This window comes from Curvibacter sp. EU05-FHT14A10, from assembly GCF_058791075.1.
The window spans coordinates 38,836-50,919 of the sequence record NZ_JBYTDE010000015.1; the positions used below are offsets into that span (position 1 = coordinate 38,836).

The 12,084-nt window shown below is 70.3% G+C and carries 9 protein-coding genes; 2 read left to right on the forward strand and 7 right to left on the reverse strand.

All coding sequences use genetic code 11. The features are described 5' to 3' along the window. Positions 1-27: 27 nt before the first annotated feature. The 7 genes from AC3WUT_RS23445 to AC3WUT_RS23475 form a co-directional block, all read right to left on the reverse strand. Complete coding sequence (locus AC3WUT_RS23445; protein ID WP_492349485.1) at positions 28-1,368, reverse strand: TolC family protein; 1,341 nt, start codon at positions 1,366-1,368, stop codon at positions 28-30. Continuing rightward, positions 1,365-1,718, reverse strand: a complete 354-nt coding sequence (locus AC3WUT_RS23450; protein ID WP_492349486.1) for a DUF3240 family protein — start codon at positions 1,716-1,718, stop codon at positions 1,365-1,367. Before AC3WUT_RS23450 ends, AC3WUT_RS23445 begins: the two co-directional genes overlap by 4 nt. Beyond that, the gene (locus AC3WUT_RS23455; protein WP_492349487.1) at positions 1,715-4,810 is read right to left on the reverse strand and encodes an efflux RND transporter permease subunit; all 3,096 of its coding nucleotides are present in this window, start codon (positions 4,808-4,810) and stop codon (positions 1,715-1,717) included. The genes AC3WUT_RS23450 and AC3WUT_RS23455 overlap by 4 nt, the downstream gene beginning before the upstream one ends. Further along, positions 4,810-6,003, reverse strand: a complete 1,194-nt coding sequence (locus tag AC3WUT_RS23460; protein WP_492349488.1) for an efflux RND transporter periplasmic adaptor subunit — start codon at positions 6,001-6,003, stop codon at positions 4,810-4,812. Before AC3WUT_RS23460 ends, AC3WUT_RS23455 begins: the two co-directional genes overlap by 1 nt. Before the next feature lie 100 nt (positions 6,004-6,103). Beyond that, on the reverse strand, positions 6,104-7,513 hold the full coding sequence (locus AC3WUT_RS23465) for a sensor histidine kinase (RefSeq protein WP_492349489.1): 1,410 nt from the start codon (positions 7,511-7,513) through the stop codon (positions 6,104-6,106). A 5-nt stretch (positions 7,514-7,518) separates the two neighbouring features. Beyond that, a complete protein-coding gene (locus AC3WUT_RS23470) occupies positions 7,519-8,190 on the reverse strand; it encodes a response regulator (protein ID WP_492349490.1) in 672 nt (223 codons plus the stop codon). Between the two features lie 78 nt (positions 8,191-8,268). Then, positions 8,269-9,366 carry an alkene reductase gene (locus AC3WUT_RS23475; RefSeq protein WP_492349491.1) on the reverse strand — a complete coding sequence of 366 codons (1,098 nt, stop codon included), beginning with the start codon at positions 9,364-9,366 and terminating at the stop codon, positions 8,269-8,271. A 218-nt stretch (positions 9,367-9,584) separates the two neighbouring features. Here AC3WUT_RS23475 and AC3WUT_RS23480 point away from each other — a divergent pair, with 218 nt between their 5' ends. Together AC3WUT_RS23480 and AC3WUT_RS23485 are read left to right on the forward strand one after the other, a co-directional pair. Further along, positions 9,585-10,805: a YbfB/YjiJ family MFS transporter gene (locus AC3WUT_RS23480; protein WP_492349492.1), complete on the forward strand. Its 1,221-nt coding sequence runs from the start codon at positions 9,585-9,587 to the stop codon at positions 10,803-10,805. 112 nt (positions 10,806-10,917) lie between these two features. Then, on the forward strand, positions 10,918-12,084 hold the full coding sequence (locus AC3WUT_RS23485; RefSeq protein WP_492349493.1) for an HD domain-containing phosphohydrolase: 1,167 nt from the start codon (positions 10,918-10,920) through the stop codon (positions 12,082-12,084).

A 12,084-nucleotide genomic window follows, 5' to 3' on the forward strand; every position in this document is an offset into this window, starting at 1 on the left:
GGTCAGGGCCTGTCCACAAGCCCTGACTCAACCGCCGTGCCCGGGCGGCGTCCACATCTGGTGGGCGTCCAGCAGCAGGCGGCTCTGGCTTTCCAGGATGTCCAGTCGGGCCGCGTCGGCATTCAGCCGGGCCTCCAGGGCCAGCCGGCGGGCCTGCAGGGCGTCGCCCAGCGGCAATTCACCCAGGCCGTAGGCCCGCCCGGCCAGGCGGGCGCTCTGGTCCATGCGTTGCCAGGCGGCCTCCAGTGCCTGCCAGCTGGCTTCACCTTCCACCGCATTGATGGCCACGCGCCAGGCTTCCGAGCCCACGCGCTGGCGCACCTCGTCCACCTTCTGGCGGGCCATCTCGGCCAGGGCCAGGGCGGTCTGCTCGTCGGCCCGGCGCCCGGCGCCGCCCCAGGGCAGCGACACATACACGCCCAGCACCTGCTCCTGGCCGCCGCGCTCGCGCGAGGCGCGCACGCCCAGCACCGGGTCGCCCTGTCGGTCCAGCCCGGCCCGGCGGGCCACCAGTTCGGCGTGGCGCGCCTGGGCTTCGGCCAGTTCCAACTCGTGGTTGTCGGAGAGCACCCGCTTTACCCACTGCTGGGCGGTCTCAGCCAGCCCGGCAGGCGCGGGCAGACCGCTGGAGGTCGGCTCCAGCCCGGCTTGCACATCGGGGTAGCGCAGGCGCAGGTCGGCTTGAAGGGCGCGCAGCCGGGTGCCCGATTGCTGGGCGGCAGCCTGGGCCCGGCCCACATCGGCCTCGGCCTGCAGCAGCTCCAGCCGGGCGGCCTCGCCCGCTTGCAGGCGCCTCTGTGCCACCGAGCGTTGTTGCTCGGCCAGGGCCACCTGCTCGCGCAGGACCTGCAGGGTGCGGGCTTCGCGCAGCGCGTCGAACCAGGCCTTGAGCAGGGCGCGGGCAGATTCGTGCCAGGTGTCTTCAAACGCCAGCATCCCGACCTCGGCCTCATTGCGGCCCAGGGCCTGATCGGCATCGAGTTTGGCCGGCAGGCGCAGGCCGCGTTCCAGGGCCAGTTCGGTTTCGCGGTAGCGCGGCCCAGGCATTTCACGGCGTTGCTGCACGCCGGCCTTGAACGTCCACTCGTGCGGGCCGGCGTTCAGCCGGGCCTGCCGCCCGGCGGCGGCATCGACGTTGGCGCGCGCCGCCTGCACCATGGGCTGGCGCAGCAGCATGGCGCGCACGCGCTCTTCGGGGGGCAGCACGTTCTGCAGCCGGCCAGCCCAGGGCAGGGGCACCCGCTCCAGCGTGGCGGCGGGGTCGGTGTGGGCCGGGCCTGGCGGCGTGTCGGCGAAGGCCGGCAGGCTCAGTGCGGTGCACAGGGCCAGCACCAGCAGGCGTGGGGGGCTGATGGATGCGCGGGTCATGCCAGCCTCCCGTGTTGCAACAGCGGTGCAGTCCACCAACTGATGTCGGGGTGGGGCACGCTGGCCTGCAAGGCCTGGATCAGGGCCGGCACCGTGCTCGCGGCCAGCACGGTCAGCACCAGGGTGCGCCGGGCCCGGCCCTTCACCTGCTCCATGGCACTGGGCAGGTCCACGCCGGCGCCCAGGCTGTGGCCTTGCAGCACGGTGTAGGGGCCGGGGTGTTCGGGCAGGGCCTGCAAGGCGTCGAGCAGGGTTTCCTCCAGGGCCTGGGGCAGCGACAGCGTCAGCAGGCACATCGGCACGGAAGAGGGTGCTGTCAGCAGGGGGGCAGAAAGGGTTTCAGGGCTCATGCGAGGGCCTGGCGCGAGGGCCGGTGAAAGTGACGGTACAGCAGTGGCAGCAGGAACAGGGTCAGCACCGTGGCGCTGAACAGCCCGCCCATGACCACGATGGCCAGGGGGCGCTGGATCTCCGAGCCCGGTCCGGTGGCCAGCAGCAGGGGCACCAGGCCCAGGCCGGTGATGCTGGCGGTCATGAGCACGGGGCGCAGGCGGCGCAGGCAACCCTGGCGCACCACCTCGTCGATCGGCAGGTGGCGTTCGGCGAGCTGGTTGAAGCAGGTCACCAGCACCAGGCCGTTGAGTACGGCAATGCCCATCAGCGCGATGAAGCCCACCGAGGCCGGCACCGAAAGATACTCACCGGTAGCGCCGAGGGCATACACACCACCGACCAGGGCAAAGGGGATGTTGGCAAACACCAGCAGGGCCTGGCGCAATTGGCCCAGGGTGGCGAACAGCACCAGCAGGATCAGGGCCAGGGCCACCGGCACCACCACGCTCAGGCGGGCCGCCGCGCGTTGCTGGTTCTCGAACTGGCCACCCCAGGCCAGCAGGTAGCCGGGGGGCAGCTTGACCTCGCGTGCCACCGCGGCCTTGGCGTCGTCCACAAAGCCGACCAGATCACGGTCACGCACATTGGCGCGCACCACGGACATGCGCATGGATTTTTCGCGGTCGATCTTCACCGGGCCATCCACCACGCGGATGTCGGCCACCTGGCTCAGGGGCACCGAGGCGCCGTCGGGCAGGGGCAGGCGCAGCTGGGCAAACTGCTCGGGGGCCATGCGCAGCGCATCGCTGCCGCGGATCATCAACGGCACGCGCCGGATGCCCTGCACCACGGTGCCGCTGCGCCGACCTTCGAGCAGGGCGCGCAGATCGTTCTGTACCTGCTCGACGGACAGGCCCAGGCGGCCCACGGCGGTCCGGTCGATGGCCACGCTGAGGTACTGCACGCCCTCGTTCTGCGCGGTGATCACGTCTTCGCTGCCGGGCACGCCCTGCACCACCTGCACCACCTGCGTGGCCAGGCGGGCCAGCTCCTGTGGGTCGGGGCCGAACACCTTGATGGCCAGATCACCGCGCACACCCGACAGCATCTCGGAGGTGCGCATCTCGATGGGCTGGGTGAAGCTGAGGTTGATGCCGGGCACCGGAGCCACCGCTTCGCGCAGGGCATCGATCAGCGCGTCCTTGCTGGCAAAGCGCCAGCTGTCGCGGGGCTTGAGCACCAGGAAGGTGTCGGTGTCGTTGAAGCCCATGGGGTCCAGGCCCAGTTCGTCGGCACCCACCCGGGCCACGATGCCCGAGACCTCGGGCACGGCCTTCAGGACGCGGCGCTGCAGCTCCAGGTCGGTGGCACTCGACGAGTCCAGCGAGATCGACGGCAGCTTTTCGATCTGCAGGATCACGTCACCCTCATCGAGCGAAGGCATGAACGATTTGCCCAGCAGCGGAAACACCGCCAGCGCGCCAGCCAGGGCCAGCACCGAGCCCAGCACCACGCTCTTGCCGTGGCCCAGTGCCCAGTCGAGCATCGGGGTGTAGAGCGCCTCCAGTCGCCGCACCAGCCAGGGGGCCTGGTGGGGTTTGTGCCCGGGCTGGGGCAGGCGCAGCAGCCACGAGGCCAGTGCCGGGATCACGGTCAGCGACAGCAGCAGGGAGGCCCCCAGCGCGAACACGATGGTCAGGGCCACAGGGCTGAACAGCTTGCCCTCCAGGCCCTGCAGCGTGAGCAGGGGCAGGAACACGATCATGATGATGGCCACGCCCGCGCCCACCGGCTGCGCGACCTCGACGGTGGCACGGTAGACATGGTGCCGGTTGGGCAGGGCCAGGGCCGGCCCATGCAGGCTGCTCTGGCGAGCCTCGATGTTCTCGACCACCACCACCGCGGCATCCACCAGCATGCCGATGGCGATCGCCAGGCCGCCCAGCGACATCAGGTTGGCCGACAGGCCCCACTGCTGCATCAGCACAAAGGTGGCCAGGGCCGACAGCGGCAGGATCAGGGCCACCACCAGCGCGGCGCGCAGGTTGCCCAGGAACAGCAGCAGCAGGATCAGCACCAGCACGATGGCTTCGCCCAGGGCCTTGGTGACGGTGCCCACGGCACGATCGACCAGTTGGCCACGGTCGTAGAAGGGCACGATGGTGATGCCCGGTGGCAGGGTGGGGCCCAGGGCATCCAGGGTGGCGCGCACCTCGCGCACCAGCTGGCGGGCATTGGCGCCGCGCAGGCCCAGCACCAGGCCCTGCACGGTTTCGCCGGTGCCGTTGCGTGTCACGGCACCGTAGCGGGCCAGCTCGCCCAGGCGCACGGTGGCCAGGTCGCCGACGCGCACCGACTGGCCGTCACGCGCCGTGATGGCGATGGCGCGCACATCGTCCAGGCTGCGGATGCTGCCCTCGCTGCGCACCAGCAGTGATTCTTCGCCGGCCTGCAGGCGGCCCGCGCCGTCGTTGCGGTTGTTGCCCTCCAGGGCGGTTTGCAACTGGCTCAGCGCGATGTGGCGGGCCGACAGGGCCGCCATGTCGGGCACCACCTCGAAGGTCTGCACCATGCCGCCCAGCGAGTTGACATCGGCCACGCCGTTGATGCCACGCAGGCGTGGGCGGATCAGGGTGTCCAGCACGATGCGGCGCTCGGCCAGGCTGGCCTCGCCCTCCAGCGTGAACATGAACATCTCGCCCAGCGGGGTGGTGATGGGGGCCAGTCCGCCACCGATGCCCGGGGGCAGTTCGCCCATCACGCCGTTCAGCCGTTCACTGACCTGCTGGCGCGCCCAGTAGATGTCGGTGCCATCGGCAAAGTCGAGGGTGATGTCGGCAATCGCGTACTTGCTGCTGGAGCGCAGCATGACTTGCTTGGGAATGCCCAGCAGCTCTTGTTCGAGCGGGGCCACGATGCGGGACTCGACCTCGGCCGGCGTCATGCCGGGGGCTTTCAGGATGATCTTGACCTGGGTGCTCGACACATCCGGAAAGGCGTCGATCGGCAGGTCACGCAGGGCCAGCAGGCCGGCGCCGATCAGGCCCAGGGTCAGTACCAGGGTGAACAGGCGCTGCGACAGCGCCAGGGCAATCAGACGGGCCAGCATCATTTGGCCTTGGTCGGGGTGGTGGGCGCTTCTGCCGGTGCACCTTCAAGGCCCAGCCCCTGCCACAGGCCCTTCAGGGCTGCGGTGCCTTGCACCACCACTTCGTCGCCGGCCTTCAGGCCGCTGAGCACGGTGATCTGCGTGCCCCCGGCAGCGCCGGTGCGCACGGCCACGGGTTCGTAGCCCTGGGCCCGTTTCACGAACACATGGGGCTGGCCTTCATGCTGCACCAGGGCGGCGGTGGGCACGCTGATGGCGCCGCTGGCCGGCAGCGTCGCAGCCGCGTGCAGTTGCACGAACTGGTTCACGCGCAGGCAGTTCTCGCTGCCGCTGAAATCGGCACGCAACAGTGCGGCCTGACTGGCGCTGCTGACCTGGGGCGTGATGGCGGCCAGGCGGGCCGGGGTCTTGCAGCCGTCGACCTTCAGGGCGTCACCCACCTTGAGCCAGCCCAGTTGCTGCTGGCTGGCCTGCACCTCGATGCTGAGCAGGCCGGCGCGCGCGAGCTTGGCCACCGGCATGCCGGCGTCCAGGCGCTGGCCCGGGGTGGCCGAGAGTTCCAGCACGGTACCGCTGGCGGGGGCCACCAGGGTGAGGCTGGCGTCGAGTGCCGGGTGTTTGAGTTGCTGGGCCGACACGCCGGCCAGGCGCAGCGCCTGGCTGCGCTCGTCCAGCGTGACCTGGGCCATGCGGGCCTGGCCGCGGGTTTCGCGCAGGCGTTGCTCGGCGATGATGCCCTCGGCAAACAGTTGCTCGTCACGTTGCAGGCGTTCGCGCGCCAACTGGGCCTGGGTGTCGGCCTGCAGCCAGTCGCGCTGCCATTCCACCAGTTGCGGGCTGAGCAGTCGGGCCACTGGCGTGCCGGCGCGCACGCTCTGGCCGGGGCTGACCAACACGGCCTGGACCACGCCAGCCACCGGGGCGCTGACCAGGTCGGTGGCCTGGCTGGGCAGCATCACCGTGCCTTGCAACACCAGGTTGGCGCCGGTGTTGGCGGCGCTGGCCGTCTGGGCGGGCTGGGTGCGCAGTTGGGCGGCCTCGGCCTGGGCCGGGCTGAGCTTGAGCAGTTCTGCGGCCTGAGACGGCACCCCCGCCAACAGGCCCAGGGTGAGGCCGGCAGCCAGGGTGTGCCGCGAGCGCAGGGTTCGCAGAGCGGGCTGGGTGGCCCGCAGGAAGGAGTGGCGGAGGTTCATGGGCATATTCTGGAGCGAGCTTCCGAGCCTAGGGCCTGCACCTTAATGTTTCATGAATGAAAGGCTGGAGCCCTCCGGCGGAGGCCCCGTTTTGAAGCGGTCAAGCCCCCTGGGCAGGCCGCAACGCCAGGGTCACGCACAGGCCCGGGTGGGCAGCATCGGTGTGCCCGGGGGCGGGCGACTGCAGACTCAGCCGGCCACCCTGGCGTTCGATGATGGTGCTGACGATGGACAGGCCCAGGCCGTAGCCGGGTTGCGGGGTGCTGCGCGATGGCGTGCCTTCTTGCTGGTGGCGCTGCAGCAGGTCGGCCTGGCGCTCGGGCGGAATGCCCGGGCCGCAGTCGCTCACACTGAGTTGGGCCGGCAGGTGCACGCCCAGCACGATGGGGCCTTGGGGCGCATGGCGGGCGGCGTTCTCAAGCAGGTTGCGCAGAGCGATGGCCAGGGCGTCGAAGTCGCCCAGGGCCTCGGGTTCGCCGTGTTCGGGCAACTGCAGTTGCAGCCGGTTGAGCAGGGCCGGGTCGGCCCAGAACTCCTGCGCCACGGCGGCGGCCAGGCGAGTCAGGGGCACACGCTCGCGGGCCAGGGCGGCGCCTGATTCGGCGCGCGACATCTGCAGCAGCTTCTCGGTGCGCCGGCTCAGTTGGGCCAGCGAGTCCAGGGCATGCTGCAGTTCGCGCTGCACCACCTCGGTGGGTTCCTGGCCGAGCAGGGCCTGCACCCCTTGCAGGCGCAGCCGGGTGGTGGCCAGCGGGGTGCGCAGCTCGTGGGCGGCGTTGGCCGCCAGGGCGCGCTCGGTGTCCAGGGCCCCCGACAGGCGCTGCAGCAGGTGGTTGCTGCGCTCGGTGATCACGGTCAGTTCGGCGGGCAGGCCGGCGCTGGACAGCGGGCTCAGGTTGCGGTCGCTGCGCTCGCGGATCTGATCGGCCAGTGCGCCCACGCTGGCCAGTTCGCGCTGGGTGATGTGGCGGATCAGCAGGGCCAGAAAAGGCAGCAGGCCCAGCAAAGGCAGCAGCAGCGACAGCACGACATCGATCTGGGTGTGCTGGCGGTGCTGCAGTGCGTCGGCCACATGGATGCGGGCCTGGCGGGTCGGGTGGGTCAGGCTGAACACGCGCCACGGGCCCTGCTCGGAAAAGCCGTAGCGCACCTCAGGGGCCAGCACCTCGGTGGGCGCGTCGGCAGAGCGCAGCAGCAGGCGCCCTTCGGGGCTGGTGATCTGGTAGATCAGGTGGTGCGGTGCCAGGTGCAGCGGAAAGCTGCTCGAGCGCGGCGGCGGTGCCTCGCCCAGCACCGGGCTGGCGCCGTGTTCATCGATCTCGTGGCTGACCAGGTCGAGCAGGCGCCAGGCGCTTTCGCTGAGGGCGCTGTCGTACACATCGTTGACCTCGGTGCGCACGTACCAGGTGGTGCCGACCGCCGTCATCAGCCACAGCGCACACACCCACAGCACCAGGCTGCGGCTCAGTCGGGCCGACAGGCTGGTGGGGGGGCGGGCCGGGGTGGGCATGGGTTTCAGGTCGGGTCGCCGGCCAGGCGGTAACCCAGGCCGCGCAGGGTCTGGATGCGCTCGCGGCCGATCTTGCGACGCAGGTTGCTGATGAACACCTCCAGGGTGTTGCTGTCGGTGTCGTCGTCAAAGCCGTACAGGGCATCGAGCAGGCTTTCGCGGCTGTGGATGCGTTCAGGGCGGCTGGCCATCACACGCAGCAGCGCCCATTCCTTGGCCGTGAGTTCCACCGGCTGGCCGCTGACGCGCACGCGGTCGCGCGCCAGGTCCACGCTGAGAGCGCCCAGGGTGAGGGTGGCGCCCTGGCCGCTGGCGCCGCCACGGCGGCGCTCCACGGCACGCAGTCGGGCCAGCAGCTCTTCTGGGTCGAATGGTTTGACCAGGTAGTCGTCGGCACCGGCGTCCAGGCCGCGGATGCGGTCGGTGATCTGGTCACGGGCCGTCAGCACGATGACGCTGCTGTCGGCATGCTGGCGCTGCAGCAGGGGCAACAGGCCCAGCCCGTCGCCGTCGGGCAGGTGCAGGTCCAGCAGCACCGCGCCCCAGTGCGCCGCCGGCAAGGTGGCGCGGGCCTGGGCCAGCGTGCCGGCCGTGTCGACCACGAAGCCCTTGGCGCGCAGAAAGCTGACCAGGGCCTCGCTCAGCTGGGGGTCGTCTTCAATCAGCAGGATTCTCATGGGGCTCTCGCGGGGCTCTGGTGGGTGCGGGCCCGATGTTAGCCCGGGCCGGGGGCCGGACCGGCGGCTGGCACCGGATCAGAGCGTGGGGTAGTCGAGGTAGCCGGCCTCGCCGCCGCCGTAATAGGTGGCGCGGTGGCCTTCGTTGAAGGGCCCATTGCGGCGCAGGCGCTCGACCAGGTCGGGGTTGGCGATGAAGGGGCGGCCAAAGGCCACGATGTCGGCGCCAGCGGCCACGGCCGCATCGGCCAGCTCACGGGTGTAGCCGTTGTTCACCATCCAGGCGCCCTGGCCACCCGCGTTGCGGTAGGCGGCCTTGGCGGCGGTGTAGTCGAAGGGCCGGTCGGGCAGGGTGCGCGCACCGCCGGTGGCACCTTCAATCACGTGCACATAGGCCAGGCCGCAAGGGGCGAGTTGGCGCAGCACGTACTCGAACAAGGGCTGCGGGTCGGCATCGATCACGTCGTTGGCCGGCGTGACCGGCGACAGGCGGATGCCGGTCTTGTCGCCACCGATCTCCGCGCTGATGGCGGCCACCACTTCGAGCAGCAGGCGGGCGCGGTTCTCGATCGAGCCGCCATAGGCGTCGCTGCGGTGGTTGCTGCCGGTCTTGAGGAACTGGTCGATCAGGTAGCCGTTGGCGGCATGGATCTCGACCCCGTCAAAGCCCGCCGTGATGGCGGCGCGGGCGGCGCGTCGGTAGTCCTCGATGATGCCGGGCAGCTCGCCCAGTTCGAGGGCGCGCGGGGTGGAGGTTTCGACAAAGCCGGGCACGCCGTCCTTGATCAGCACGGTCTTGGTGTTGGCGCGGATGGCCGATGGCGCCACCGGGGCGGCGTTGCCGGGCTGCAGGTCGGTGTGCGAGACGCGGCCCACATGCCACAGCTGCACCACGATCTGGCCGCCCTGCGCGTGCACGGCCGCCGTGACCTTCTTCCAGCCCTCGATCTGGTCCTCGCCATACAGGCCGGGCACGTCGGCATAGCCCTGGCCCTGGTGGCTGATGGCGGTGGCCTCGGTGATCAGCAGACCGGCGCTGGCCCGCTGGGCGTAGTAGGTGGCCGTGATGGCTGCCGGCACGGCGCCCGGGGCGCGGTTGCGCGTGAGCGGTGCCATGGCGATGCGGTTGGCGAGTTTCAGGCTGCCGGCCTGGACGGGTTCGAACAGAGAGCTCATGGTGTTCCTGAAAAAGGGTCGGGACGGGAGGGGCGCAAAACAGTGGGCACAGCGTAGCGCCCCCGCAATGGGCTTGCTTGCGCAAGATCATGCGTTTTATGCCAGAGCCGGCCCTGACACTGGTCCGGTGGGTCACCCCCGCGACCCGGTGCCGTCCCTGCAGTGAGCCGCTGGCGCGCTTACAGTGGCGTCATAACAAATAGCCGGAGACAACACCCATGCCGCGTTCCACCCTGAGCGCTCCCGCGGCCCTGCCCGCCACCTTGCTGGCCCTGGCGCTGTCGCTGGGGGCGGCAGTTTCGCTGGGCATCACCCGCTTTGCCTACGGTCTGCTGCTGCCCACCATGCGCGAGGACCTGGGCTGGTCGTATGCGCTGGCCGGCGCCATGAACACGGCCAATGCCCTGGGCTACCTGATCGGGGCGCTGGCCACGCCCTGGCTGCTGCGTCGCCAGGGGCCCGAACGGGTGTTGCTGGGCGGTGCGGTGCTGGCCAGTCTGTTCATGGCCTGCAGCGGGTTTTTCACCGAGGCGGGGCCCTTGCTGGTCCAGCGCCTGCTGGCCGGTGCGGCCAGTGCGCTGGTGTTCATCGCAGGCGGCCTGATGGCCGCCCGCCTGGGGGCCTTGCAGCCCGGGCGTTCGGGCTGGTTGCTGGGCCTGTATTACGGCGGCACCGGCTGGGGCATCGCGCTGTCGGCCTGGCTGGTGCCCGAGGCCTTGCAGCAGGCCGTGCATGAGGCCCATGCCTGGCGCTGGGCCTGGTGGGCGCTGGCCGCGGCCAGCCTGCTGGCCAGTGCGGCGCTGTGGTGGCCGGCACGGCGCCTGGCGGCCTTGCTGCCGCCGGCCTCCGTGGGCAACACGGGGCGGGGCTTTGACCTGCGACCGCTGTGGCCGGCCCTGGCCGGCTACACGGCCTTTGGCGTGGGCTACATCGGCTACATGACTTTTGTGGTGGCCTTGTTGCGTGAGCAGGGCGTGGCGCCTGAACGCATCACCCTGTTCTATGCCCTGTTGGGTGGGGCGGTGCTGGCCTCTGCGCGGCTCTGGGCTGGTTTGCTGGAGCGCGCGCGGGGTGGGGGCGCACTGGCTTTTCTGAATGCCTTGCTGGGGCTGGCCGCCCTGTTGCCGGCCCTGAGCCACTGGTGGCCGGCGCTGTTGCTGTCAGGGCTGATGTTTGGCGGGGTGTTTCTGTCGGTGGTGGCCTCGACCACGGCGCTGGTGCGCCACAACCTGCCGGCCTCGCGCTGGGCGGCCGGCATCAGTGCCTTCACCATCGTGTTTGCGGCCGGGCAGATCGTGGGGCCGACGGCGGTGGGCTGGATTGCCGACGGGCCCGGCGGTCTGGTGCGTGGCCTGGTGTTTTCGGCACTGGCCTTGTGGGTGGGGGCCTTGCTGGCCTGGCGCCAGCGGCCCCTGGGCGCGGTGGTGCCGGAGGCCTGAATCCGTGATCTGCGCCATGCTTGGATGGATCGGGGGCTAGGGCTACAAGGGCTTTGCAGACTATAAGCAGACGCCCATAATGGCCTGAAAAATCCATCAGGGGGATACCTTCATGCCAGCGCGCGATCCGTGCGACACCCGGCCCGTGGTGCTCGTCGTCGATGATTTGCCCGACAACCTCACCGTGCTTGGCGATCTCTTGCAGGCTCACTACCGGGTGCGGGTGGCGAACTCGGGCCTGGCGGCCCTGCGTCTGGCGGCCTCCGCGCCTCGGCCGGATCTGATTCTTCTGGACGTGATGATGCCCGGCATGGATGGCCTGGAGGTGTTGCGCCGCCTGCAGTCCGACCCGCAGACCCAGGACATCCCGGTGTTGTTCGTGACCGCCATGGACGACACCGCCGACGAGGCTCAGGGCCTGGCCCTGGGCGCGCTGGACTACATCACCAAGCCGCTGCGTCCGCCCGTGGTGATGGCCCGCGTCAAGACCCAGCTGGAGCTCAAGCGTGCCCGGGACCTGCTCAGCGACCGCAATGCCAGCCTGGAGGCCGAGGTGGCCCGGCGCATGGCCGAGAACCAGCGCATCCAGCACATCAGCATCCACGCCCTGGCCCGGCTGGCCGAAACCCGCGACCCCGAGACCGGCAACCACCTGCTGCGCACCCAGGGTTACATGCGCCTGCTGGCCACGCAACTGGCCTTGCACCCGCGCCATGCCCTCGATCTGGATGCCGACACCATCGAGCGCTTTGCCAAGTCGGCGCCGCTGCACGACATCGGCAAAGTGGGCATTCCGGACCACGTGCTGCTCAAGCCCGGCAAGCTCACGCCCGAGGAATGGCAGCTCATGAAGACCCACGCGCTGCTGGGCGCCCAGGCCATCGAGCGGGCGGAGCAGGACCTGATGGACGAGGGCGGCCCACCCATCGATTTTCTGGCCTGCGCCAAGCAGATTGCCCGGCATCACCACGAGCGCTGGGATGGCAGCGGTTACCCCGACGGCCTGGCCGGCGAGGCGATCCCGCTGGCGGCGCGCCTGATGGCCCTGGCCGACGTGTTCGATGCCCTGATCTCGCGCCGGGTGTACAAGCCGCCGTTTGCCTTCGAGGTGGCGCGCGACATGATCCTGGCCGAGGCCGGGCGCCATTTCGACCCCGACGTGGCGGCGGCCTTTGCCCAGCGATTTGCCGATTTCTGTGTTGTGGCCGAGCGCCATGCCGATACCGAGGACGCGGTGGTTGCCAAGTACCAGTCTTTGGGCGGGGTTTTGCTGGATTGA

Excerpts from the sequence above, each read along its gene's own strand:
- AC3WUT_RS23460 (WP_492349488.1), bottom strand. The coding sequence starts at position 6,003 with ATGAACCTCCGCCACTCCTTCCTGCGGGCCACCCAGCCCGCTCTGCGA.
- AC3WUT_RS23450 (WP_492349486.1), bottom strand. The coding sequence starts at position 1,718 with ATGAGCCCTGAAACCCTTTCTGCCCCCCTGCTGACAGCACCCTCTTCC.
- AC3WUT_RS23475 (WP_492349491.1), bottom strand. The coding sequence starts at position 9,366 with ATGAGCTCTCTGTTCGAACCCGTCCAGGCCGGCAGCCTGAAACTCGCC.
- AC3WUT_RS23465 (WP_492349489.1), bottom strand. The coding sequence starts at position 7,513 with ATGCCCACCCCGGCCCGCCCCCCCACCAGCCTGTCGGCCCGACTGAGC.
- AC3WUT_RS23455 (WP_492349487.1), bottom strand. The coding sequence starts at position 4,810 with ATGCTGGCCCGTCTGATTGCCCTGGCGCTGTCGCAGCGCCTGTTCACC.
- AC3WUT_RS23470 (WP_492349490.1), bottom strand. The coding sequence starts at position 8,190 with ATGAGAATCCTGCTGATTGAAGACGACCCCCAGCTGAGCGAGGCCCTG.
- AC3WUT_RS23480 (WP_492349492.1), top strand. The coding sequence starts at position 9,585 with ATGCCGCGTTCCACCCTGAGCGCTCCCGCGGCCCTGCCCGCCACCTTG.
- AC3WUT_RS23445 (WP_492349485.1), bottom strand. The coding sequence starts at position 1,368 with ATGACCCGCGCATCCATCAGCCCCCCACGCCTGCTGGTGCTGGCCCTG.
- AC3WUT_RS23485 (WP_492349493.1), top strand. The coding sequence starts at position 10,918 with ATGCCAGCGCGCGATCCGTGCGACACCCGGCCCGTGGTGCTCGTCGTC.